The following is a 22,051-nucleotide window of genomic DNA, read 5'->3' as shown; positions in this document are numbered from 1 at the left end:
TCCGGAAGGCGTGACTGATCACCACGCGGACCGGGTGGTCCGCGCGGGGCGTGGCGATGGTTCCGGTGGTGCCTGTCGTGCGTGCCGTGCGTGTCGTGCCTGTCGTTCCTGTGGATGCGCGGACCGCCGCGCCGACCGCTCAGCCGGACCAGTAGGAGTCCAGGACCAGCGTGTCGGCGCCGGGGACGGCCGAGGCCGTCGACCAGGAGCCGCCCACCACCCGGCCGCCGCTGCCGTCGTCGTCGGCGGCGAGCGACAGCTGCGTCACGATGCGGTAGCGGTCGCCGCGGTACACCGAGTGCGTGAACTCCACGACCCGGCCTTCGGTGTCGGCGGTCGCCCGCTCGAACAGCAGCGCCGGGGTGTGGACCGGCACTCCCAGCAGTTCGGCTTCGGCGGTGTCGACGACGGTGGGCTCGATGATCTGCGTCGCGGTGGCGAGCCCGATCCCGTACCGCTGTCCCAGGATCTGATAGAACGAGCCGGTCTCAAGGTCCTGAGGAGCGAGTCCGGGCACGAGGACGGCCGGCACGTGCAGCGTGTCGACCGACATCGGGTCCCCGTCGGCCAGCCGCAGCCTGGTGATGCGCAGGATGGGTTCGGCCGGGGACACGTTCAGGCGCCGGCTGATCCGGGCTCCGGCCGCGACCGCCTGGAAGTCCACCATCCGGCTGGTCCAGACCCCGTCCACGCCGCCGACGGCCAGCGGCCGGCCCGGCGGGGTCGCCGGGGCGCCCAGGCGCTGGGCCACCTTGGCCTTGGCCACGAAGACCCCGCGTCCGTGCTCTCTGACGAGAAGACCGTCGCGGACCAGGTCGTCGACGACCGAGCGCAGCGTCGGGCGGGACACCGAGAGCTCGTCGCTCAGCTGGCGTTCGCCGGGGATCGCCCGGCCCGGGCCGTACTCGTCGACCAGGTCCAGCAGGTGTCCGCGGATGCGCTCGCGTTTCTGCCAGCGGCTCTCGCCCACGTTCATCGGCGCTCGGCTCCCTCTCTGTCCGTCGTGCCGTCCATCGCGCTGTCCATCGCACTGCCCGTCGGCGCCGGGTCTCGGCGCCCGCCGTCCCGGACCGGTGATCCGGAACCCTTGACGTTGACCAAATAATGACCCACGATAAGCCCACTGGTCAATGGTTGGTAAGTTTTCGGCCTCGGATGGGGCGGCTGCTCTCCGTAGATGACCTGAATCCACACCACTTCTGTTCCACCCATCCTGGGTCGGAGGCCCCCATGTTTCTGCACCGCCGCATCCCCGCAGGCTCGCCGAGCACCCGGAACAGTTTCCGGGCCCGCCTGGCCGTCGCCGCTGTCGTCCCCACGTTGGCACTGGCCCTGGCCGCGACGACGGCGGCCTGTTCGGCCGGCGACGGCTCCACCGCCAAGGCGAACACCGGCGCCGAGGACACCACGCCGGTCACCATCACCTTCTGGCACGGTCTGAGCTCGCCGCACGAGGTCGCGTCCATCGACGCGGTCCTGGCCGAGTTCCACCAGAAGTACCCGTACATCACCGTGCAGGCGGTCAAGGCCCAGGACGACGACAAGATCAACCAGGCGATCCGCGGCGGCACCGCGCCGGACGTGGCCTCGTCGTTCAACGCGAACAACGTCGGGGGCTGGTGTACCAGCGGCGCCTTCCAGGACCTCACCCCGGACATCGCCGCCGACCACGTCGACATGACGCAGATCCCGCAGGCCGTCCAGGCCTACACCGCGTACGCCGGCAAACGCTGCACGATGCCGTGGCTGGCCGACACCTTCGGGCTCTACTACAACAAGAAGCTGTTCGCCGCCGCCGGGATCGCCGCACCGCCCAAGACCATGACCGAGCTGGCCGACGACGCCAAGAAGCTGACCGTGCGCAACCCGGACGGCTCGATCAAGACCGCGGGCTTCATGCCGTACTTCGGAGCCTACGAGATGCTCACCGAGCACCTGCTCCCCAGCTGGGGCGGCAGCTGGCTGAAGGCCGACGGCACCTCGAACACCGCCTCCGACCCGGCCTTCGCCGCCGCACTGAGCTGGCAGAAGAACCTGGTCGACTGGTTCGGCGCGGACAAGCTGGCCAAGTTCAAGGCCGGTATGGGCGACGAGTTCTCGGCCCAGAACGCCTTCGAGACCGGCTCGCTGGCGATGATGGTGGACGGGGAGTGGCGCACCGCGTTCATCAAGAACGACAAGTCCGACGTCGACTACGGGACCGCGCCGATGCCGGTCGCGGACGACAAGCCCGACCTGTACGGATCCGGATTCGTCGGCGGCAACGTCATCGGCATCCCGCGCGGCGCCAAGCATCCGGCCGCCGCCTGGAAGCTGGTGAAGTTCCTGACCACCGACCCCGACGCGGTGGCCTCGTTCGCCGACGCCATCGGCAACGTTCCGACCACGTTGGCCGCGCTCAATTCCCCGAACCTCGCGCTGGCCAAGGACCCGAACTTCGCGACGTTCCTGGAGGTCTTCAAGAACCCGAAGACCTCGACCACGCCGGCCAGCCCGAACGGCGGCGCGTACCTGACCAACTTCGGCCCGTTCGCCGACAAGTGGCAGAACGGCAAGGTCCCCGACCTCAAGGCCGGGCTCGCTGATATCGACAAGCAGAACGACGCCGCGCTCAAGCTCAGCCAGTGAGATCCGGAAGACCGGTCCCCATCATGAGCACACCGATACTGCCCGCCCGGATGATTCGGCGGCGGCCCGCCTCGTCCGGCCCGTCCGCTCCGTCCTCCCCGCTCCCGCCGGCCCTGCGCGCCCAGCATCGGCGCCAGCGAATCCGGGTCCTGCTGTTCCTGTCCCCGTGGATCGCCGGCTTCGCCGTCTTCCTGGCCTACCCGCTGGTCATGACGTTCTGGCTGTCGTTCACGAACTCCAACATGATCTCCGCCCCGCACTTCGTGGGCCTGCGGAACTACCGCTACCTGCTCCACGACGACCCGCTGATCTGGCAGGCGGTCCGCAACACCGGCTGGCTGATGGCGGTCATGGTCCCGACGCAGGTGCTGTTCGCGCTCGGCGTGGCGATGGTGACCGCCCGGCTCAAGGCCGGCGCGGGCCTGTTCCGGACCGTGTTCTACCTGCCGGCCCTCGCGCCGCCGGTCGCCGCGACCGTCGCCTTCGTGTGCCTGTTCAACCCCTCGACCGGGCCGGTGAACCGGGCCCTGGGCCTGCTCGGCGTGCACGGGCCGCTGTGGTTCGACTCGCCGGCCTGGTCCAAGCCCGCGCTGACGCTGCTCACGCTGTGGGGGAGCGGGACGATGATGGTCATCTTCCTGGCCGCGCTGCTCGACGTGCCCGCCGAGCTCTACGAGGCGGCGCACCTCGACGGCGCCGGGCCGCTGAAGCGGTTCCGCTTCGTGACCCTGCCGTCGATCTCGCCGGTGCTGCTGTTCGCGACGGTGACCGCGGTCATCGCCACATTGCAGTACTTCACGCAGGCGATGGTGGCTTCCCAGACCGCCAACGGCAACATCCAGTCCTCGCCCGGGTTCCCCGGCGGATCGACGCTCACCTTCTCCCAACAGATCTACGTCACCGGGTTCAACCAGTTCCACATGGGCTACGCCTGCGCCCTGGCGGTCGTGATGTTCGCCGTGGCGATGGCGTTCACCGTGCTCCTGCTGCGCCGGGGCTCCGGCTTCGACACCGAGGGGGCAGCGAAGTGACCACCCTGGCTCCCACAACGCGCGACAGATCCGCCCGGGCGGCCTCGCCGCACCGCGCCGCGCGCGGCCGGTACCGGCGTCGCAGGGTCCTGATCTGGATCGCCGAGCACGCCGTCGCGGTCGGGCTGGCCGTGGCCTTCCTCGGACCCATCGTCTTCATCCTGCTCACCTCGGTGATGACCGACCAGCAGTCCCTGACCTCGGACCCGTGGCCGAAGCACTGGCAGTGGTCCAACTACACCAAGGTGTTCTCCCAGGCCCCGACCGGGACCTGGCTCACCAACACCGTCGTCTACGCCGCAGTGGTGACCGCCTGCACGCTCGTCTCCAGCATCCCGGTCGCCTACGCGCTCGCGCGGTTCCGCTTCCGGGCCCGCAACGGCGTCTTCCTCGCCGTGATCACGATGATGATGCTGCCGCCGCAGGTCCTGATCATCCCGATGTACATCATGTGGGCCCGACTGCACCTGACCGGCACGATCTGGCCGCTGGTCATCCCCTGTGCGTTCGGGGACGCGTTCTCCATCTTCCTGCTGCGCCAGTTCCTGCTGACGATCCCGGAGGACTACCTGAACGCGGCGCGCGTCGACGGATGCAGCGAGGTGCGCGTCCTGCTGCGCGTGGTCCTGCCGATGATGCGCCCCGCGGTGGTCGCGGTCGGCCTGTTCGCGTTCTTCAACGCCTGGAACGACTACTACGGGCCGCTCATATATACCGGCGAGAACCCGGACCACTGGACGCTCGCGGTCGGGCTGGCCAGCTTCAAGACGGCGCACGCCGTCCAGTGGAACATCACCATGGCCGCGACCGTCATCGCCATGGCGCCGGTGATCATCGTGTTCTTCTTCGCCCAGAAAGCCTTCATCGAAGGCGTCACACTGACAGGAGTCAAGGGTTGAAAATCGTCGTCGTCGGTGGCGGATCCACCTACACCCCCGAACTCGTCGACGGGTTCGCCCGGCTGCGCGACACCCTGGCCGTGGACGAGCTGGTCCTGGTCGACCCCGACGCCGAACGCCTCGGCCTGGTCGCGGGGGTCTCGGCGCGGATCCTGGCCAAGCAGGGGCATCCCGGCCGGCTGGTCAGCGGGACCGAGCTGGACGAGCACCTGGACGGCGCGGCCGCGGTGCTGCTCCAGCTGCGCGTCGGCGGTCAGGCCGCCCGGCACACCGACGAGACGGTGCCGCTGATGTGCGGGTGCGTCGGGCAGGAGACCACCGGGGCCGGCGGGCTGGCCAAGGCGCTGCGCACCGTGCCGGTGGTCCTCGACATCGCCGACCGGATCCGGAAGCGCGCCCCCGAGGCCTGGATCGTGGACTTCACGAACCCGGTCGGCATCGTGACCCGCGCCCTGCTGGACGCCGGGCACAAGGCGGTCGGGCTGTGCAACGTCGCCAAGGGCTTCCAGCACCGGTTCGGCGAGTACTTCGACGTCGATGCCGAACAGGTGCAGCTCGACCACGTCGGGCTCAACCACCTGACGTGGGAGCGCGGGGTGCGGATCGACGGGGTGGACGTGCTGCCGCAGCTGCTCGCCGAGCACGGCGAGGAGCTGGCCGCGCGCGTGCAGATCCCGATCGAGGTGATGCGGCGGCACGGGGTGATTCCGTCGTACTACCTGCGGTTCTTCTATGCGCACGACGCCGTGGTCGCCGAGCAGCTGGGTCAAGAGTCGCGGGCCGAGCAGGTGGCTGAGCTGGAGCGGGAGTTGTTGGCGATGTATGCGGATCCGGGGCTGGATGTGAAGCCGGCGCTGTTGGGGAAGCGGGGTGGCGCGTATTACTCCGAGGCTGCGATCGGGCTGGTCGCCGGGTTGCTTGGGGAAGGTGGTGACGGGGGCGATGGCGGCGGCGGTGATGGCGGCACCGTCCAGGTCGCCAACGTGCGCAACGGCGACACCATGCCGTTCCTCTCGGCCGACGCCGTCATCGAGGTGCCGTGCCGCGTCGACGCCACCGGTGTGCATCCGCTGCCGATCGCACCGGTCGATCCGCTACAGGCAGGACTCATCGCCCACGTCGCAGCCTACGAAGAGCTCGCGCTTCGGGCCGCGATACACGGCGGCGCGGGCCGGGTCGAGGACGCCCTGATAGCGCATCCGTTGATCGGGCAGACCGAGCCGGCGCAGAAGCTGGCCGCCGAGCTGATCTCGGTGAACCGGCGGTATCTGCCCTGGGCCGCGTCGTGAACGAGCTCTTTCTCGCCGTGGACGGCGGCAACAGCAAGACTGATGTCGTCCTCGGCGACCTCGCGGGGACGATCCACGCCCGGGCCCGCGGCGGCTCCTTCCGGCCCCAGGTCACCGGAGTCCCAGCGGCGCTCGACGCCCTCGAAACGGTGGTCGCGAAGGTCACGGCGTCGGCCGGTCAAGCCGGGTACATCGACGGTCTGTCAGCGTTCGTGGCCGGCGCCGATCTTCCGCATGAGGAGGCGGCGCTGCAGACGGCGTTCGTCGAGCGGGGCTGGGCCCGGCGCGTGCACGTCGCCAACGACACCTTCGCGCTCCTGCACGCCGGGTCGCCGAACGGTACCGGCGTCGCAGTGGTCTGCGGTACCGGGATCAACTGCGTCGGCATCGGGCCCGACGGTGCGGTGGCGCGGTTCCCCGCCCTCGGCGCGTTGTCCGGGGACTGGGGCGGCGGCCAGGACATCGGCACCGAGATGCTGTGGCACGCGGTGCGCGGCGAAGACGGTCGCGGCCCACGGACGGCTCTGACCGCGGCGGTCGCCAGCCACTTCGGCCTGTCGACGGCACTGGACGTGACCTTGGCGATCCACACCGGGGAACTCGCCGACGGCGAACTGCGGACCCTGGCGCCGGCGCTGTTCGCGCTGACCGACGATCCGGTCGCCCGATCCGTCGTGGACCGCCAGGCCGACGAGGTCTGCGCCCTGGGCCTGGCCGCGCTGCGCCGGCTCGGCCTGGAGCGGACACCGACACCGGTCATCCTCGGCGGCGGCGTCCTCGGTGCTGCGGATCCCTACCTCCTGGGACGGATCACCGAGGGGTTCGCGCGGGAATCGAGAGCCGAACTGCGGGTCGTGACCGAGCCGCCGGTGGCCGGCGCCGCTCTGCACGCCCTCGGCGCCGAAGCCGGCACGGTGGTACGCGAGCGGTTGCTGGAACAGCTCCGGGCTGCTCGGATGCAGTGAAGCGCGTCGCCTCCGGCCGATGGACGTGTCGGCCGGAGGCGGCTTCGGGTTATGCGGGTTTCAGGGCCCAGTCCAGCGCTGCTTCGATGTGGAGCAGGGTCGTGTCGTACACCGGCAGCGGGCTGGTTTCCCGGTCGAGGAGCAGCCCGATTTCGGTGCAGCCGAAGATGACGGCTTGCGCGCCCTTCTGTTTCAGCGACTCGACCACCGCGATGTAGGCCTGTCGCGAGTGGTCGAGGACCTTGCCGAGGCACAGCTCGTCGTAGATGACGTCGTGCACGAGGGTGCGGCCGGGCTCATCGGGCGTGACCACGGTCAGTCCCCGGCGTTCCAGGATCGACCGATAGAAGTCCTGCTCCATGGTGTACCGGGTGCCGAGCAGCCCGACCGTGTGGACGCGGTCTGCCAGCAAGGCGTCGGCGGTGCCGTCGGCGATGTGCAGGATCGGGATGGTGACCGCCGCGCTGATGTCGTCGATGACGCGATGCATGGTGTTGGTGCACAGCACCAGGCACTCGGCACCGCCGGCTTCCAGGCGCCGAGCCCAGGACGCGAGATAAACGCCCGCCTCGGCCCAGTCACCGCGCTCCTGCATCCGCTCCACTTCCGCGAAGTCGACAGATGCGACCAGACACTGCGCCGAGTGCAGACCGCCCAGGCGCTCGCGGATCCCACGGTTGAGGCCCTGGTAGTAGGTGAGCGTGGATTCCCAGCTCATTCCGCCCAGCAGTCCGACTACCTTCATGACGCTGTCTCCTGTTCTCCTCCACCGCGCCAACATCGTAGGCCGGGCACTGCCGGTCCCCGGTCACGCGTCTCACTCGTCCCGGGGCGGCGGCGGCCAGTCCACCGGCGCCGGCAGCGTGCCGTGCGCGATGATGTTCCCGTAGACGCTCTCCAGCGCCTGGCTGAGCGGTTCGACGAGCTCGGGCGGCAAGCCGTCGAAGAACAGGCGGCGTACGAGTTCCACGTGTCCGACGGCCGCGGCCTCGAGCACCTTGCGGCCGTGTCGGGTCAGACTCACCTCGGTCACGCGCCGGTCGTTCGCGGACGGGCCGCAGCTCACCAGGTCCCGGTCGGCCATCCGCCGCACGTGGTGCGAGACCCGGCTGCGCTCCCAGCCGATCTGCGCGGCCAGCACCGTGATCGGCATCAGGCCGCCGTCGGCGACGCTCAGGGCCGTCAGGACGTCGTAGTCCGGCAGGGACAGGTCGCTGTCGGACTGCAACTGGCGATTCATTTCGTAGGTCAGCCGCAGCTGCACCCGGATGTACGCCAGCCAGGCCCGTTGCTGGTCGCCGTCGAGCCACCCGCCCTCGGGCACCGGCGCGCCGCGGTTGGCATTGCGTGACATGTCACCTATGCTTTCTGTCGAGCACCACCGTGTAGCCGTGCCGATCTCATTCTCGCGCGGGCCGCCAGGAGCAGGAGGTACCCATGCCGTACGCAGCAGTGCTCACCGGATACGGATCGCCCGAGACGCTCGTCTGGTCGCAGGTCGCCCTGCCGGAGCCCGGACCGGGGCAGATCAGGATGCGGGTCCAGGCGGCGGGGGTCGGCCCGACCGACCTGAAGATCCGGCGCGGCGACCTGCGGGCGGTCTTCCCGCTGCCCGACCCCGCCGTCCTCGGCTTCGAGGCCGCCGGCACCGTCGACGCCCTCGGCCCGGGCGTGGCCGGCGTGTCGGTGGGTGACGAGGTCGCCGCCCTGCTGCCCGCGCTCGGCGGCTACGGCGAATACGCCCTCGCCTCGGCCTGGACCGTCAAACCGGGCACCGTCGGCTGGGCCGACGCCGCCGCGCTGCCCGCCTCGGCCGAAGCCGCCGTCGGCGTCCTGCGCCAACTCGGAGTCGCCTCCGGCGAGACCCTGCTCATCCTCGGTGGCGGAGGGTCGGTCGGCGTGATCGCCACCCAGCTGGCGGTGTCGCAGGGCCTCACGGTCTTCAGCGCCACCGGCCCGAGCGACGAGCAGTTCGCCAAGGAACTCGGCGCGATCCCGGTCCGCTACGGATCGGCGCTGCTCGCACAGATGCGCGCGCACGTCGAGACGGTGGACGCCGTCTTCGACGCCGCAGGCAGGGGCGGCCTGCGCGACGCCGTCGAACTCGCGGGCGGCCCGGCGCGCGTGATCACCCTCGCGGACGAGCACGCGGCCGACTTCGGCGTGGCCCTGTCCGCCCCCACCCCGGACCGCGCCCCCGACGCGGTCGAGCTGACCATGCCGCTCCTGGCTTCCGGGCGGCTGCGGCTGCGTGCCCAGCGGCTGCTGGCGATGCGGGACGCCGCGCAGGCGCATGCCCTCCTCGAAGCGGGCACAGCGCACGAAAAGCTCATCCTCGCCGCCTAGCGCGGTTATCGCAGCGCACTGTCATCATCGACCGCAGAACTTGGACCGCAGACCGCAGACCGCAGACCGCAGACCGCAGACCGCAGGAGGAGCCAAGTGGAGAGCCCCATCGAGCTGGTGCGCAGGTTCTGCGCGGCGTGGTCGGACAACGCCGGTACCGCCGAGCTGGCGGCGTTCTTCACCGACGACGCCACGTACCACAACATCCCGATGGCGCCCGTCACCGGCCGGGAGGCCATCGCCGACACCATCGCCACGTTCATCCGCCCCGGCGCGCCGGGCATCGAGCGCATCGAGTTCCGCGTCATCAACATCGCGGCCAACGGACCGATCGTGATGACCGAACGGGTGGACGTCTTCACACTCCCCGGCAAATCGTTCGAACTGCCGGTCATGGGGACGTTCGAGGTGACCGACGGCAAGATCGACGCCTGGCGCGACTACTTCGACGTCAACCAGTTCACCAGCCGGATGGGATGAGACCGGCCACCGAATCAGTAGGCTGACCTCAGAGCTCGACCACCATCTTGCCTCCGGCCGTCCCGGCCTCCATCTGCCGGTGCACCGCCACGATGTCCTCGACGGCGAACGTCCGTGGCGGCCTGACTCGCAGCGTGCCTGCGGCCACCTTGGCGAAGATGTCGTTCAGCGGTATCCCGGCCAGCGGATACTCCGGCGTCCCCAGCACGAACGCGCTGCCGAAGAAGCTCAGCTGGACCCCGGTGGGCAGGTCGGTGAGCGGGTTGAAGTCCGCCACCGGCGCCAGTCCGCCGAGGAATCCGAGCTGGCAGAGCCGGCCGCGTGGGGCGACGCACGCCAGTGAGTCCCGCAGGACGCTGTTGCCGACCAGGTCCGCAACAGCGTCGATGCGCAGTCCGTGTGCGGCCGCCTGCGCGGCCAGGGCGCCGTCGTCGATGAGGACGGTGTCCGCGCCCAGCTCCTTCAGCACGGCGGCGCGCTCGGCCGAGCGGCTGGTGGCCACCACGTGGGCGCCGAGGTCGCGGGCCAGGTCGACGACCGCCTGACCGAGGGCGGAGGTCGCACCGCGGACCAGGACGGTCTGGCCGGGCCGTAGCTCCAGGTTGGCGTGCAGGGCGCTCCAGGCGGTCGCGTACACCTCGGGGATCGCGGCCAGGGCGGTCCACGGCAGGTCCGCGGCGACGCCGGTCACCGGGACGACGTTGGTCGCCGGGACGGTGACGAGTTCGGCGTAGGAGCCGTCGCGGGTCCGGCCCATGCCGCCGAGGATCGCCACGACCGGCGTGCCGACGGCCAGCGTTCCCGACGGGTCGGCCTCGACGACGCCGGTCGCCTCGATGCCGGGCACGTCGGCGACCTGGCCCCAGGCTCCGGAGCGCATGTAGGCGTCCGCGTGGTTGATGCCGAAGGCCCGGACGCCGATCAGGACCTCCCCGGCGGCGGGCACCGGGTCGGGGAGGTCAGTGAGGGTGAGGACTTCCGGGCCGCCGGGGCGGGAGATGGTGATGGCGCGCATGCTGATCAATCCATTCTTGAATAGGTGTTCAACTATCGGGCCGGAAAACGGCCGCCGGAATCACACCGGCGGCCTGCTCAACGCCATGGCTCATTGCCATGCTCAGCGCCCTGCGGCGCAGCGGTCAGACGAGGTTGCCGAACGCGCCGTCGACGATGGCCGTCAGCACCCCCTCGTCCGGATTCGCCTTGCCCACGACCATCAGCCCCTGACACGTCGCGACCAGCACCCGCGCCGCAGTCGTCGGATCCAGGTCCTGACGCACCTCGCCGCGGTGCCGCGCGTTCTCCAGCGCCGCGGCCATGTTCCGCTCCAGCCGTGCCAGGTGCCCGCGCACCACCGCCGCGGCCGCGTCGTCCTCGGCCGCCTTCTCGATCGCGGTGTTCACCAGCAGGCAGCCCTGCCGCCCCTCGGGGGTCAGCAGGTCCCGGACCAGGCCGTCGAAGTAGCCGCGGACCTCCGCCAGCCCGGCGTGCGCCCCCTCCAACTCGCCCAACTTCTGTGGCACGACGAGCTTGGAGTAGCGCTCCAGCGACAGCAGGAATAAAGCCTGCTTCCCGCCGGGGAACGCGCTGTAGATGCTGCCCGGTTTGACCCCGGTCGCCTTCACCAGATCCTCGATGGAGGTCGCACGGTAGCCGCGCTCCCAGAACCGGTGCATGGCGACGTCGAGGACGGCTTCGGGTTCGAACTCGCGCGGTCGGGGCATGCGCCCACGGTAGATGAATGGTCACTCAAGAACAAGGGGGTCGCTGACCTGCGGGACGGAGCCGCATCGGGCCGCCGCCGGCCAGTGCGTCGGGCCGGTCGGTGGCGGCGGTGGCGAAGCGCTCAGCGATTCCGCGCCGCGATTCCCGCGCCCTGGAACGCCTCGTCGTAGTAGTGGATGACCAGCGGCCGGGTCATCATCGCCTCGAAGGTCGCGGTGAAGCCGTGCGCGGTACGCCAAGCGAGGTAGTCGGTGTAGTCGTGCCTTTCGGTCCATCGGGTCAGCCCGGCGACGTGGTCGGGGTCGTCCTGGTCGCGCAGGATGCGGATGTCCTCGCATCCTTCGTGCTCGAGGCTCTCCCCGAGGATCTCCAGCAGGAGTTTCGCAACGTCGTCGCCGCGGCCGGGCCGGGCGAACAATTCGGTGACCACCGTCGTGCTCATCAGACGCTCCCGGCGGGCCTGTTGCGCAGGGTGATCAAGCTGGTGATCTTGCCGCCTTCGACGGTGAAGTAGTTGGTCAGGATGAGTTCGGCCGGCAGGTTCGTCTTGTCGTAGTCGCCGTCGTACCGCGCCCGCACGATGGTGAGCGTGCGGTGCGGCACGACCTCGGTCACGGCCATGGTGACCTTGTCGCCGACCAGCTCGCGCCCGGCCCACGCGCGGATCGCCTCGGTGCCGGAGAACTCCCGCTGGGCGTCGTTCACGAGGGCGTCGTCGGCGAAGGTGCCCACGATCGCGTCCAGATCGAAAGCGTTGACCGCCGCGACGTGTGCCGCGATGACGTCGGGCAGCTCGCGGGGCGGGTTCTGCGGGTTCATCGTCGCCGTCCTCCAGGTTGGGTGCGGCCCCCTTTCCGGGGCTGACCTCAACACTCGGGCCTGCGGTTGCCAGAGGGTCAACTGCCGGTGTTCCGCTGGACTCTCAGGTAACCCGAGAGTTGATACTGGGGACATGCACAAGGGCCTGGCCATCGGCGAGTTCTCCCGGGTGACCCACCTGAGCATCGCGACGTTGCGTCACTACCACGAGGTGGGACTACTCGCCCCGGCCCACGTCGACCAGGACACCGGGTATCGCCACTACACCCTCGACCAGGTCCCGACCGCCCAGGTGATCCTCCGGCTGCGCGAACTGGACATGCCCGTGCCGGACGTCAGATCCGTACTGGCCACGCCCGACGCCGTCGCGCGCAACCAGCTGATCACCGCGCACCTCGCGCGGCTGGAACAGCAGCTGTCCCGGACACAGAACGCTGTCGAAGCACTCCGCGATCTGCTGAAACCGCCCGGCGGCGGGCCCGACATCGAGTACCGCACGGTCCCGGCGCAGCCCGCGATCGCCATCCGCGAGGTCGTCGACCGCGAGGACGTGCTGAGCTGGTGGCGGGGTGCGCTCGGCGAGCTCTACGGTGTCGCGGCAGCCCAGAACCTGAACCGCGCCGGCGCGAGCGGCGGCGTTTTCGCGAGCGAGCTGTTGACGCACGAGCGAGGTGAGGCCGTGGTGTTCATTCCGGCGGACGGGGACGTGCGCCCGGTCGGCCGCGTCGAGCCGTTCCTCGTGCCGGGCGCCGAGCTGGCGATCGCCGTGCATCACGGGCCCCTGGACACCATCGACCTGACCTACGGCGCTCTGGGCACCTACGCGGAACGACACGAGATCGGCATCGACGGACCCCTGCGCGAGTACTACCTGCGCAACCCGCTCGACACGTCGCACGCGAAGGACCTCGTCACCGAAGTCGGCTGGCCCATCTTCAGGTCCGACGGCCACGGCGGCGACCCGTTGGACACGATTTCTGGTAAACCTTCTTGACAAGCGTGTCTCAGCGCCTGTAGGTATTCATATCAGCGGCTTGGCGTGAAAGTTCCGAACCGGACACGCTCAGAGGGAATCTGACCCGGCTGCCTGCGGCCCTATGCCGCCATCTCGTTGCGGAAAGCGCCTGCGGCGATGCCCGGGCGCTGCCGTTCCCCCCATCGCATCGAGGGCAGCGTCCCTCAAGGAGACCGACATGCGATCTCGGCATCCCTTTGTGCGTCCCGGGCGCACGCGTCCACCGTTGACTGCGGAACCTCTGTTGGCCACGAAGAAGCGCCGCGCCGTAGTGGCCGCCGGTGCGGCCTTCGCGCTCGCCGCGCTCGGCGTGGCCTCGACCGCCGCGGCGGGTCCGTCCACGGCGTCCTCGTCCTCCTCGAATTCCTACTCGACCTCGGCTGCGGGGCTGCCGGTGTACGACCACATCGTGCTGGTCACCGAGGAGAACAAGTACTACGACGACATCGTCGGCAGCAGCAACGCGCCGTACATCAACTCCCTGATCACGCAGGGTGCGTCGTTCACGAACTTCCACGGCACGACGCATCCGAGCCAGGGCAACTACGTGGCCTTGTTCTCCGGCTCGCTGCACGGGGTCAATTCCGACGACTGTCCGTACAACTTCAGCGCCGACAACCTCGGCAACCAGCTGCTGACCAGCGGCCACAGCTTCGTCGGCTACTCCGAGAGCCTGCCCTCGGACGGCTCGAAGGACTGCGGCGACGACGGGAGCGGCGGCTATGCCCGCAAGCACAACGGCTGGGTCGACTTCGCCGACATCCCGGCGAGCTCGAATCTGCGCTTCAGCCGCTTCCCGACGGACTTCAGCCAGCTGCCGACCGTGTCGTTCGTGACGCCGAACCTCGACGACGACATGCACGACGGCACGGTCCAGGCCGGCGACACCTGGCTGCACGACCACCTCGACGGCTACGCCCAGTGGGCCAAGGCGCACAACAGCCTGCTGATCGTGACCTGGGACGAGAACGACGGCGACGACTCGGACAACCAGATCGCCACCATGATCGTCGGCGCGCACGTCACGCCGGGCGCCAGCAGCGGCACCCACTACAACCACTACTCGCTGCTGCGTACGGTGGAGGACGTCTACGGCCTGCCGGCGCTGGGCAGCGCGGCCACGGCCGGCGACATCTCCGGCATCTGGGACCAGGGCGGACCTCCGCCGACCTCTCCAACATCCTCGACTTCACCGCCGGGCGGCGGTACCGACCTCGCGTTGAACCGGCCGGCGAGCGCGTCCTCCACGGAGAGTTCGTCGCTGGGAGCCGCCAACGCTTTCGACGGCAAGCTGACGACCAGGTGGGCCAGCAAGGAGGGCTCGGATCCGCAGTGGATCTCCGTCGACCTGGGAGCGGATACGGCGATCGCTCAGGTCAAGCTGAGCTGGGAGGCCGCCTACGGCAAGGCCTACACGATCCAGACCTCCGACGACGACAAGACCTGGACGACCGTGTACTCCACGACCACCGGCCACGGCGGAACCGAGGCCCTGACGGTCAACGGCCACGGCCGCTACGTCCGCATGTATGGCACCAAACGTGGCACCTCCTACGGCTACTCGCTCTACGAGTTCGCCGTCTACGGTTCGGTGTCGGCCTTGGCGGCCCCGGCCGATCCGCCGGCGAACGTGCCGACCAGCGACCTGACCGATCCGCGCAAGAAGGAAGTCGCGATGGAACTGGTTTCCAGCGCGCAGAACTCTTCGTTGGACTGGAAATCGCAGTACGCGTCCATCGAGGACATCAGCAATGGCCGCGGCTACATCGCGGGGACCGCCGGATTCAGTTCCAGCAACGGCACGCTGCTCGACCTGGTGAACCTCTACACCCAGCGGGTTCCGAACAACGCACTCGCCGCCTACCTGCCGGCGCTGCGCGCCGTCAACGGCAGCAGCTCGCACCTCGGACTGGACCCGGGCTTCACCTCCGCCTGGCACACCGCAGCCTTGGACCCGGCGTTCCAGCGGGCCCAGAACGACGAGACCGACCGGCTCTACTTCACCCCGGCCGTTGCCCAGGCCAAGGCGGACGGCCTGCACGCGCTGGGGCAGTTCGCCTACTTCGACGCGATGATCGCGAACGGCTCCGGAACGGATCCGGTCAGCTTCACCGCGATCCGCGCCGCAGCCCTGAAGCAGGCGCGCACACCCGCACAAGGCGGTGACGAGGCGACGTACATCAACGCCTTCCTCGGCGCTCGCAAGGCCGCAGGTGGGGACACCAGCCGGATCGACACCGAACAGCAGGTCTTCCTCAGCAAGGGCAATCTGAACCTGAACGCGCCCCTGACCTGGCAGACCGACGGCGACGCGTACCACATCGCCGACTGACGCCGACTGACACTGGCTCGCCCTCCATCGCTTCCGGTGGGCACACCGCTGAGGTGTGCCCACCGGAAGCTCCCGCTCGCGGCAGTCAGTCTGAGAGGACAGACATGTACATCTCGTCGGCGCGCGTGAATCCCACCGATGTAGCGGCTTCGCAGGTCTCAGAGATCTCGGAAGTCTCGGCGATCGCGGTCGGCTCGCCGGGTTCTGAAAATCCTGTACCGGCACATCCCCGCGCAGCCATAGCCCCCAACGTCCTGGCCCTGGGCTCGGTCAGCCTGGTCACCGACATCTCCTCGGAGATGATCACGGCAGTGCTGCCGATGTACGTGATCTTCACCCTCGGCCTGAGCCCGCTCCAGTTCGGCGAGCTCAACGGCCTGTACTTCGGCATCACCGCGCTGGTGCGCCTGGCCGGCGGGCACGCGGCCGACCGGTGGCAGCGCCGCAAGCTGGTTGCGGGCAGCGGATACGCGTTGTCCGCGCTGTGCAAGCTGGGCCTGCTGACCGCCGGTTCCTCGGTCTCGGCGCTCGGCGTCGTCATCGCCGCGGACCGCACCGGCAAAGGCCTGCGTACCGGGCCCCGGGACGCGCTGATCTCGCTGAGCAGCACGCCCGAAACGCTCGGCCGGTCGTTCGGCGTGCATCGGGCGCTGGACACCGTCGGGGCGTTCCTGGGCCCGGTCGTCGCGTTCGGCCTGCTGCTGGCGAACCCGGAGCGCTACGACACCGTCTTCGTCGCCAGCTTCGGCATCGCGGCGTTCGGCGTCGTGATGCTGGCCGTGCTGGTCCGTGACCGGACGGAGGCCGTGGACCGGGCGAACCCGGTTTCCGTGGGCGCCGTACTGCGGCTCCTGCTGCTGCCGCGATTCCGCCGGGTCTGCGTCGCCGCCCTGCTGTTGGGCGTCGTGGCGCTCAGCGATTCCTTCGTCTACCTGCTCCTGCAACAGCGCCTCGACATCTCCGCCGAGTACTTCCCGCTGCTGCCACTCGGCACCACGGCCTCGTACTTGCTGCTCGCCGTCCCGTTCGGACAGCTCGCCGATCGGGTCGGCAGGATCCGGGTGTTCGTCGGCGGCTACGCCGCCCTGCTGTGCGCCTACCTGATGTTGTTCGGTCCGGTGGGCGGCGTGGTGTTGCTGCTGCCTACCCTCGTGCTGCACGGCGTGTTCTACGCCGCCACCGACGGCGTCCTGATGGCCGCCGTCGGGCCGATGGTGCCCGCACATCTGCGCGCGAGCGGCATGGCCCTGATCCAGACCGGCCAGTCGGTGGTGCTGCTGGCGTCCTCGGTGCTCTTCGGCGCGGCCTGGGACCGCTGGGGCCTGCACACGGCCATCGCGGTGGCGGTGGTCTCGTTGGCCGCCGCGATCCTGGCGGCCCTGTGGATCCTCCCGTTGGCGAAGGAAAGCAATACATGAACACGCGTGCACGAGTACTGATATTGACCGCCTCCGGGCTGCTGGCGGCCACCGCGATCACCGGATATGTGGTGAACACCCACGGTGCCGCCGCCGGCGACTCCCCGACCGGCAGCATCGACCTCGCGACGGCCGGCACGATCCTTTTCCGCGACACCGCACCGGGGCCCGACTTCGGCCACGTGGCGTCGGTACCGGCCGCACGTCCGGACGCCACGCCGACCGTCAGCAGCACACTGTGCGATCGCTTCTACGCCGCCCACGGCACCGCGATCTGTCTACAGCGCGGAGGTGCGCTGCCCGCCACCTATGCCACCGTCCTGGACCACTCCCTCCATCAGGTCCGCCAGATCAAGACCGCCGGTTTCCCCAACCGCGCGCGGGTCTCCGCCAGCGGCGCGATGGTGTCCTGGACGACCTTCGTCCAAGGTGACTCCTACCTGGCCGACGACTTCTCCACCCGGACATCCATCCTGGACACCAGGACCGGCCGGCTCGTCGACAACGTCGAGAGCATCCCCCTCACGCTCGACGGCAAGCCGTACCACGCGGCGGACGTGAACTACTGGGGCATCACCTTCGCCGCCGACGACAACACCTTCTACGCCACCGTGCGGACCGGGGGCCGTACCTACCTCGTGCAGGGCGACTACCGGGCCTGGACCGCACGGACGTTGCGGGAGAACGTCGAATGCCCCTCCCTGTCACCCGACGGCACGCGCATCGTGTTCAAGAAGCGCGTCAACGCAAGCGCGAACCGCCCCTGGCGGCTGTACGTCCTCGACCTGCGCACCATGCAGGAGGCGCCGCTGGCGGAGGAGCACAGCATCGACGACCAAGCGGCCTGGCTCGACGAGCATACGGTCGTGTACGGCCGCCCCCGCCAGTCCGGCGGCGACTGGGACGTCTGGTCCGTGCCTGCCGACGGCGGGGGAGAACCGCGTGTTCTGATTCACGACGCGAGTTCACCCGCGCCTCTGGGTACTGATATCGGGCCCTGAAGTCCGGGCCGTGGTTCGGGGCCTGGCAGCTTCCTGATCGCCGACCTCGAACCGGATGACAACCTTTCCGGGCTCCGCGCGCGTATAGCGAGGCGACACCGAGGAGTCGGGGGAGGAGATCGATGCGCAGACCTGATGACGGTGAGTTCACGAAGCTGGTAGCGGCCAGATCGCTGGCGCTGCGGCGGATGGCGTACATGATGTGCGGCGACTGGAGCCAGGCGGAGGACCTGGTGCAGGTCGCCTTCATCAAGTTGCACGCGGCCTGGGGGCGGGTCCGCACGGAGCAGGGGGTCGACGCGTACCTGCGGACCACGCTGCTGCGCGCCTGCATCGACGAGAAGCGGCGCGCGCACTGGCGGCGCGAGCAGCCGTCGTCGAACGCCATGCCCGAACTGGCCGCGACCCACGACAGCGCAGTGAACAGCGTGTCCGACCGCGACGTCGTGGTGTCGGCGCTGCGCCGGCTGCCGCCCGGGCAGCGCGCGGTGCTCGTCCTGCGCTTCTTCGACGACCAGGACATCGAGGGCACGGCCCGGCTGCTCGGCGTCTCGACCGGCACCGTCAAGAGCCAGACCGCACGGGGCCTGGCGGCGATGCGCTCGATCCTGCCCGACCCCGCTCGCCCTGTCGGCGAGGAACTCCTCACGACGAAGAAGGAGCAGTCATGACCGAAGACGGCGAGTGGATGCGGGACGTGTTCGACACGACGCGGGGCGAGGCGGAGCCGATCTGGTACGCCGACACGCAGGCCATCATCGGCGGCGGCGACCGTCGGCGGCGGCTGCGCACCGTCGGGGCCGGGAGCGGATCGCTCGCGGTGGTCGCGGCGGCGGCGACGATCGCGGTGAGCCTCGCCGGACCGGCGGGGGGCGGGCGGTCGACGACCGCGCCGCCGACGACGTCGCTGGCCACCTCGGGGACGCCGTCCGCCCCGCCGACGACCCTGTCGGACGGGACCGTGTTGGAGCGGGTCAACTTCCTGCCCGGCCAGGACAAGATCATCGGCCTCGGTGGCAACGTCCCGCCGAAGACCATGAACGTGCCCGAGCCGGCCGTGGCGGACATGGGGATTGTGCTGGCGGGGCTGGACCCGACGTCCTCGCACATCGTCCCGATGCCCAACCGGACAACGCCCGCCAAGGCGGTGCCGTTCGGCGACGCGCAGGGCGACAACTACGCCAGCCTCGACGTCGCCTCCTTCTGGACGCCGAACGGCAAGCCGCCGGCGCGGAGCGGCATCGCCAATCACCCGGTTTCACCGACCGGCAACCTGCTCACGCGGTTCCTGGACGGCGACGACGCGAAGTTCCAGCCGGCGATGCCCGGCTGCGGCGTGGCGGACGAGCTGGCGGTTCCCTGGAACCAGGCGGCGGCGTGGAGTGCGTGCGACCACCGCCAACTCGCGGACGGATCGGTCCTGGCGAGCTCGACGAAGTCGTTGGGCAAGCTCACGGCGATCTTCGTGATGCGGCAGTTCCCCGGGGGCGCCGGGACTGTGGAGTCCTTCTGGGAGAACTACACTATGAGGCAGGCCGCGCGCGGCATAGAGCCGAACCCGGACACCGTGATCTCGCCGTCGCCACTCACCGTGCAGGACCTGGCGCGCGTGCTTTCCGGCGGCATCGCCCCCGGCCTGAAGCCGGCGGCCGCCGTCACGGTGCCGCCGACGCTGCTTCAGGCGGCTGACTTCGGCACCGGGTGGAACGTCGACGTCACCGGCACGCCCAACCGGCCCTCCACCCTGGTGACCGACGCGTGCGCGAGCGTCCACAAGGATCTGCTCGGCCCGACGGTGCCGGACTACGCCTTCTCCGGTCCGACGCCGAGCGGGTTGAACGTCCGGGCCGACGTCCTCCGCCTGACGGTGAAGTCCGGGACCGGCGCCCAGAAGCTCGCCGCCCTCCGCCAGCAGGCGGAGACCGGATGCGGGGACACCACCGTGACCTCGCTGCCGAGCGGGATCGGGGACGGCGGCTTCGTCGAGAGCATCCCCGAGCTGCCCAGCAAGACGTGGAACGTGTTCGTCCGCTTCGGCGACGTCGTGATCCAGGTCGACGTCAACAGCCCGGAGGGCTCGTCCACCTTCACGCAGGCCGACAAGCAGTGGGTCACCGGCCTCGGCGCGAAGATCGCGACGCGGTTCGCCGCGACGGGCTGAGTCGAGGTCGCGTCGGCGTCGCATCTGGGACGCCCGCCCGCCGCCGCTCGGCCGGATCGTTTCCGGCCGAGCGGCGGCGGTATCAGGAAGCTGACCCGCCTTCGGGGCCGACCGAACCGGCGCCGACATCGACGGAGACGGCGACCTTGCCTCGGCGGCTTCCGGAGGCCACGGCCTGATGCGCCTCGGCGACGGTGCCCAGGTGGTAGGGCGTCGGGTCGACGATGGGGGTGATCAGGCCCCGGTCCACCAGCTCTGCCGCGGCGGCTAGCGCGTTTCCGTGGTGCGCGCGGTGTTTACCGGTGAGCAGCGGCAGGAGCGTGAACACGCCGGAGTAGCTGGCGCCGCGGAAGCTCAGCGGCGCCAGGCTGTGCTCGCCCCAGTATCGGCAGTCACGGCAGACAGCGACACCGGTGGCGGATACTCGCAGCGTCGCCGCTGCTCTGCCCCGCTCGTGCCGGATAATCGACCGGCGCTGCGACAACCCCGCCGGCGTCGTCAGCATTCCGGTCGGCGCCATCGCGCGCCCCGGCGGCTAGTCCGCGAGCAGTCGGCCGGCGCTGAGCCAGACGATGTAGGGGTTGATCCGGTCCGGGTAGAGCTCCAGGACCCGTGCGAAGAATTCGGCCCGGGTGGGCTTGTTCTCCAGCAGGGTGGAGGTCGCGTCCAGGTAGCGGTGGGTCTCGTCGATGTCTGATACCGCGTCCGGGCGCCGGGCGTCCTTGTGTCCGGCCACGACGTGACGCGGTTCCAGGGCGGCCACCAGGTCCAGGGCGCGGTGCCAGGCCTCCAGTCCTCCGTCGGGCGTCTCGGCGAGGTACTGGTGAACGTTGTTGTAGACCACGTCGCCGGCTGCCACGAGACCCAACGAGGGCACGTGCAGGACGGTGCTGTCGTCGGTGTCGCTGTGGCCGGCCTCGATCGACACCAGCTGCTGTCCGTCGATCTCGAATCCGTCGGCCGGCACCGGTTCGACCGCTGCCGCCGCGGCCGCCAGGGCGGCTCCGTCCGACAGCCGTTCCCCGAACAGGGCGGTCCACAGCTCCGGCGCGTTTCCGCCGGCCACGCTCTCGCGAACGCGCCGCCGCGTCTCGCCGCCGGCCAGGACGGTGGCGCGGGGGAAGCGGCGCAGCAGCTCGGCGGTGCCGAACCAGTGGTCGCCGTGCCAGTGGGTGATGTAGATGTGGGTGAGTTCCCGCTCGTGCGCGGCGATCCAGTCCGCGAGCGCTGTCGCCTGTCCGCGCGTGATCGGCGGATCGACGACGGCTGCCTCGCGGGCGCCGTAGACGAGGGTGTGTGCCAGCGGCGACCACTTCGCGGCACTGCCGTCCGGCAGGGTCGCCCCGTGCGTCGGCTCCAGGCCGGAGACGAAGACGTCATACTGCAGCGCGTTCATGCGTGCACCTGCGTTCCGTGCAGAGCCGGAACCGGGACTGACCCGGGATCGGCCGAGAAGTACTGCGCGTATTCGGTGCCGGCGAAGTGCTCGGCCATCAACCGCGACCACAGCAGTACCGAGCCGAGCGGACGGTGGCTGACGATGATGTGCTGGGTCTGGCCCGCCTCGTTGTAGCGGACGACCACGATGCTGCCGATCGGCGCGACGCCCTTGACCTGCGCGCTGTAGTCCTCCGCGAAGCCGTGGCCCGGCTCGCCGTACGGGCCGACGAACTCGAACTCCTGGTAGTCGTACAGGGTCTTGGCGACGCCGAGAATCGTCCGCACCGCTTCCGGCCCGGTCACGATGCCCGTCATGACGGACGCCTCCATGGTCACGTCGTCGGCGAGCTGGTCCAGCCACGCCGGCCAGTAGTCCCGGTTCTGCCTGCCCTCATCCCCGCTGCCCAGATACGTCGCCATCGGTCTCTCCGTCTCTGACTGTTGTTGACAGAGTCAAAGCGCATTTGCCTCTGTCCTGATGGCAGAAGCATAGGCATGTAGG

Annotated in this window: 23 protein-coding genes; 13 read left to right on the top strand and 10 right to left on the bottom strand. The window is 69.8% G+C overall.

All coding sequences use genetic code 11. The features are described 5' to 3' along the window. Positions 1 to 139: 139 nt before the first annotated feature. On the bottom strand, positions 140 to 976 hold the full coding sequence (locus tag GWK61_RS04810) for a GntR family transcriptional regulator (RefSeq protein WP_194905346.1): 837 nt from the start codon (positions 974 to 976) through the stop codon (positions 140 to 142). A 254-nt stretch (positions 977 to 1,230) separates the two neighbouring features. On the opposite strand from GWK61_RS04810, the gene GWK61_RS04805 reads away from it, so the two are divergent. The 5 genes from GWK61_RS04805 to GWK61_RS04785 are packed head-to-tail and all read left to right on the top strand — an operon-like array spanning position 1,231 to position 6,812. Continuing rightward, entirely contained in the window at positions 1,231 to 2,628 is a 1,398-nt protein-coding gene (locus GWK61_RS04805; RefSeq protein WP_194905345.1) for an ABC transporter substrate-binding protein, read from the top strand. 23 nt (positions 2,629 to 2,651) lie between these two features. Further along, the gene (locus tag GWK61_RS04800) at positions 2,652 to 3,659 is read left to right on the top strand and encodes a carbohydrate ABC transporter permease (protein ID WP_228561746.1); all 1,008 of its coding nucleotides are present in this window, start codon (positions 2,652 to 2,654) and stop codon (positions 3,657 to 3,659) included. After that, positions 3,656 to 4,558 carry a carbohydrate ABC transporter permease gene (locus GWK61_RS04795; protein WP_194905342.1) on the top strand — a complete coding sequence of 301 codons (903 nt, stop codon included), beginning with the start codon at positions 3,656 to 3,658 and terminating at the stop codon, positions 4,556 to 4,558. The genes GWK61_RS04800 and GWK61_RS04795 overlap by 4 nt, the downstream gene beginning before the upstream one ends. Beyond that, a complete protein-coding gene (locus GWK61_RS04790; RefSeq protein ID WP_194905340.1) occupies positions 4,555 to 5,847 on the top strand; it encodes a family 4 glycosyl hydrolase in 1,293 nt (430 codons plus the stop codon). The genes GWK61_RS04795 and GWK61_RS04790 overlap by 4 nt, the downstream gene beginning before the upstream one ends. Then, positions 5,844 to 6,812, top strand: a complete 969-nt coding sequence (locus GWK61_RS04785) for an N-acetylglucosamine kinase (protein ID WP_194905338.1) — start codon at positions 5,844 to 5,846, stop codon at positions 6,810 to 6,812. The genes GWK61_RS04790 and GWK61_RS04785 overlap by 4 nt, the downstream gene beginning before the upstream one ends. A gap of 49 nt (positions 6,813 to 6,861) precedes the next feature. Here the strand turns inward: GWK61_RS04785 and GWK61_RS04780 are convergent, their stop codons facing one another. Both GWK61_RS04780 and GWK61_RS04775 read right to left on the bottom strand, forming a co-directional pair. Next, positions 6,862 to 7,557, bottom strand: coding sequence for an aspartate/glutamate racemase family protein (locus GWK61_RS04780; protein WP_194905336.1), 696 nt, complete (start codon positions 7,555 to 7,557; stop codon positions 6,862 to 6,864). Positions 7,558 to 7,629: 72 nt separating this feature from the next. After that, complete coding sequence (locus GWK61_RS04775; RefSeq protein WP_194905333.1) at positions 7,630 to 8,166, bottom strand: MarR family winged helix-turn-helix transcriptional regulator; 537 nt, start codon at positions 8,164 to 8,166, stop codon at positions 7,630 to 7,632. An 83-nt stretch (positions 8,167 to 8,249) separates the two neighbouring features. On the opposite strand from GWK61_RS04775, the gene GWK61_RS04770 reads away from it, so the two are divergent. Further along, positions 8,250 to 9,158, top strand: a complete 909-nt coding sequence (locus tag GWK61_RS04770; protein WP_194905331.1) for an NADP-dependent oxidoreductase — start codon at positions 8,250 to 8,252, stop codon at positions 9,156 to 9,158. 96 nt (positions 9,159 to 9,254) lie between these two features. Further along, positions 9,255 to 9,638: a limonene-1,2-epoxide hydrolase family protein gene (locus tag GWK61_RS04765; protein WP_194905329.1), complete on the top strand. Its 384-nt coding sequence runs from the start codon at positions 9,255 to 9,257 to the stop codon at positions 9,636 to 9,638. A gap of 28 nt (positions 9,639 to 9,666) precedes the next feature. On the opposite strand, the gene GWK61_RS04760 is transcribed toward GWK61_RS04765, so the two are convergent. The 4 genes from GWK61_RS04760 to GWK61_RS04745 form a co-directional block, all read right to left on the bottom strand. Next, the gene (locus tag GWK61_RS04760) at positions 9,667 to 10,653 is read right to left on the bottom strand and encodes a zinc-binding dehydrogenase (RefSeq protein WP_194905327.1); all 987 of its coding nucleotides are present in this window, start codon (positions 10,651 to 10,653) and stop codon (positions 9,667 to 9,669) included. A 124-nt stretch (positions 10,654 to 10,777) separates the two neighbouring features. Continuing rightward, positions 10,778 to 11,362 carry a TetR/AcrR family transcriptional regulator gene (locus GWK61_RS04755; RefSeq protein WP_194905324.1) on the bottom strand — a complete coding sequence of 195 codons (585 nt, stop codon included), beginning with the start codon at positions 11,360 to 11,362 and terminating at the stop codon, positions 10,778 to 10,780. Positions 11,363 to 11,484: 122 nt separating this feature from the next. Beyond that, a complete protein-coding gene (locus GWK61_RS04750) occupies positions 11,485 to 11,805 on the bottom strand; it encodes a putative quinol monooxygenase (protein WP_194905322.1) in 321 nt (106 codons plus the stop codon). Continuing rightward, on the bottom strand, positions 11,805 to 12,182 hold the full coding sequence (locus GWK61_RS04745; RefSeq protein ID WP_194905319.1) for a nuclear transport factor 2 family protein: 378 nt from the start codon (positions 12,180 to 12,182) through the stop codon (positions 11,805 to 11,807). Before GWK61_RS04745 ends, GWK61_RS04750 begins: the two co-directional genes overlap by 1 nt. 133 nt (positions 12,183 to 12,315) lie before the next feature. On the opposite strand from GWK61_RS04745, the gene GWK61_RS04740 reads away from it, so the two are divergent. The 6 genes from GWK61_RS04740 to GWK61_RS04710 all read left to right on the top strand — a co-directional run bounded on the left by GWK61_RS04740 (position 12,316) and on the right by GWK61_RS04710 (position 20,109). Then, complete coding sequence (locus GWK61_RS04740) at positions 12,316 to 13,176, top strand: MerR family transcriptional regulator (protein ID WP_194905317.1); 861 nt, start codon at positions 12,316 to 12,318, stop codon at positions 13,174 to 13,176. Positions 13,177 to 13,441: 265 nt separating this feature from the next. Then, positions 13,442 to 15,529 carry a chitosanase gene (locus GWK61_RS59275; protein ID WP_323747405.1) on the top strand — a complete coding sequence of 696 codons (2,088 nt, stop codon included), beginning with the start codon at positions 13,442 to 13,444 and terminating at the stop codon, positions 15,527 to 15,529. A gap of 104 nt (positions 15,530 to 15,633) precedes the next feature. After that, positions 15,634 to 16,947, top strand: coding sequence for an MFS transporter (locus GWK61_RS04725; RefSeq protein ID WP_194905315.1), 1,314 nt, complete (start codon positions 15,634 to 15,636; stop codon positions 16,945 to 16,947). Continuing rightward, positions 16,944 to 17,948, top strand: coding sequence for a TolB family protein (locus GWK61_RS04720; protein WP_194905313.1), 1,005 nt, complete (start codon positions 16,944 to 16,946; stop codon positions 17,946 to 17,948). The genes GWK61_RS04725 and GWK61_RS04720 overlap by 4 nt, the downstream gene beginning before the upstream one ends. Positions 17,949 to 18,070: 122 nt before the next feature. Next, positions 18,071 to 18,619 carry a SigE family RNA polymerase sigma factor gene (locus GWK61_RS04715; protein ID WP_194905311.1) on the top strand — a complete coding sequence of 183 codons (549 nt, stop codon included), beginning with the start codon at positions 18,071 to 18,073 and terminating at the stop codon, positions 18,617 to 18,619. Continuing rightward, entirely contained in the window at positions 18,616 to 20,109 is a 1,494-nt protein-coding gene (locus GWK61_RS04710; RefSeq protein WP_194905309.1) for a hypothetical protein, read from the top strand. Before GWK61_RS04715 ends, GWK61_RS04710 begins: the two co-directional genes overlap by 4 nt. 82 nt (positions 20,110 to 20,191) lie before the next feature. On the opposite strand, the gene GWK61_RS04705 is transcribed toward GWK61_RS04710, so the two are convergent. From GWK61_RS04705 to GWK61_RS04695, 3 genes are read right to left on the bottom strand one after another with little or no spacing between them, the layout of a single operon-like run. Beyond that, the gene (locus tag GWK61_RS04705) at positions 20,192 to 20,629 is read right to left on the bottom strand and encodes a zinc-binding dehydrogenase (RefSeq protein ID WP_194905307.1); all 438 of its coding nucleotides are present in this window, start codon (positions 20,627 to 20,629) and stop codon (positions 20,192 to 20,194) included. Positions 20,630 to 20,644: 15 nt separating this feature from the next. Further along, positions 20,645 to 21,505, bottom strand: a complete 861-nt coding sequence (locus tag GWK61_RS04700) for an MBL fold metallo-hydrolase (RefSeq protein ID WP_228561745.1) — start codon at positions 21,503 to 21,505, stop codon at positions 20,645 to 20,647. Beyond that, positions 21,502 to 21,969, bottom strand: a complete 468-nt coding sequence (locus GWK61_RS04695; RefSeq protein ID WP_194905305.1) for a nuclear transport factor 2-like protein — start codon at positions 21,967 to 21,969, stop codon at positions 21,502 to 21,504. The genes GWK61_RS04700 and GWK61_RS04695 overlap by 4 nt, the downstream gene beginning before the upstream one ends. Between the last annotated feature and the right edge of the window lie 82 nt (positions 21,970 to 22,051).

It is taken from the genome of Catenulispora rubra, from assembly GCF_015356825.1.
In the GTDB taxonomy this organism is placed as follows: Bacteria; Actinomycetota; Actinomycetes; order Streptomycetales; family Catenulisporaceae; genus Catenulispora; species Catenulispora rubra.
The sequence above is the reverse complement of the archived record's forward strand: the minus strand, read 5'-3'. Positions and strand labels throughout refer to the sequence as shown.

What these genes read in the sequence shown, in the direction of transcription:
- GWK61_RS04720 (WP_194905313.1), top strand. Translation starts at nt 16,944, where the DNA reads ATGAACACGCGTGCACGAGTACTGATATTGACCGCCTCCGGGCTGCTG.
- GWK61_RS04805 (WP_194905345.1), top strand. Translation starts at nt 1,231, where the DNA reads ATGTTTCTGCACCGCCGCATCCCCGCAGGCTCGCCGAGCACCCGGAAC.
- GWK61_RS04770 (WP_194905331.1), top strand. Translation starts at nt 8,250, where the DNA reads ATGCCGTACGCAGCAGTGCTCACCGGATACGGATCGCCCGAGACGCTC.
- GWK61_RS04700 (WP_228561745.1), bottom strand. Translation starts at nt 21,505, where the DNA reads ATGAACGCGCTGCAGTATGACGTCTTCGTCTCCGGCCTGGAGCCGACG.
- GWK61_RS04705 (WP_194905307.1), bottom strand. Translation starts at nt 20,629, where the DNA reads ATGGCGCCGACCGGAATGCTGACGACGCCGGCGGGGTTGTCGCAGCGC.
- GWK61_RS04780 (WP_194905336.1), bottom strand. Translation starts at nt 7,557, where the DNA reads ATGAAGGTAGTCGGACTGCTGGGCGGAATGAGCTGGGAATCCACGCTC.
- GWK61_RS04775 (WP_194905333.1), bottom strand. Translation starts at nt 8,166, where the DNA reads ATGTCACGCAATGCCAACCGCGGCGCGCCGGTGCCCGAGGGCGGGTGG.
- GWK61_RS04755 (WP_194905324.1), bottom strand. Translation starts at nt 11,362, where the DNA reads ATGCCCCGACCGCGCGAGTTCGAACCCGAAGCCGTCCTCGACGTCGCC.
- GWK61_RS04740 (WP_194905317.1), top strand. Translation starts at nt 12,316, where the DNA reads ATGCACAAGGGCCTGGCCATCGGCGAGTTCTCCCGGGTGACCCACCTG.
- GWK61_RS04695 (WP_194905305.1), bottom strand. Translation starts at nt 21,969, where the DNA reads ATGGCGACGTATCTGGGCAGCGGGGATGAGGGCAGGCAGAACCGGGAC.
- GWK61_RS04745 (WP_194905319.1), bottom strand. Translation starts at nt 12,182, where the DNA reads ATGAACCCGCAGAACCCGCCCCGCGAGCTGCCCGACGTCATCGCGGCA.
- GWK61_RS04760 (WP_194905327.1), bottom strand. Translation starts at nt 10,653, where the DNA reads ATGCGCGCCATCACCATCTCCCGCCCCGGCGGCCCGGAAGTCCTCACC.
- GWK61_RS04710 (WP_194905309.1), top strand. Translation starts at nt 18,616, where the DNA reads ATGACCGAAGACGGCGAGTGGATGCGGGACGTGTTCGACACGACGCGG.
- GWK61_RS04800 (WP_228561746.1), top strand. Translation starts at nt 2,652, where the DNA reads ATGAGCACACCGATACTGCCCGCCCGGATGATTCGGCGGCGGCCCGCC.
- GWK61_RS04750 (WP_194905322.1), bottom strand. Translation starts at nt 11,805, where the DNA reads ATGAGCACGACGGTGGTCACCGAATTGTTCGCCCGGCCCGGCCGCGGC.
- GWK61_RS04725 (WP_194905315.1), top strand. Translation starts at nt 15,634, where the DNA reads ATGTACATCTCGTCGGCGCGCGTGAATCCCACCGATGTAGCGGCTTCG.
- GWK61_RS04715 (WP_194905311.1), top strand. Translation starts at nt 18,071, where the DNA reads ATGCGCAGACCTGATGACGGTGAGTTCACGAAGCTGGTAGCGGCCAGA.
- GWK61_RS04810 (WP_194905346.1), bottom strand. Translation starts at nt 976, where the DNA reads ATGAACGTGGGCGAGAGCCGCTGGCAGAAACGCGAGCGCATCCGCGGA.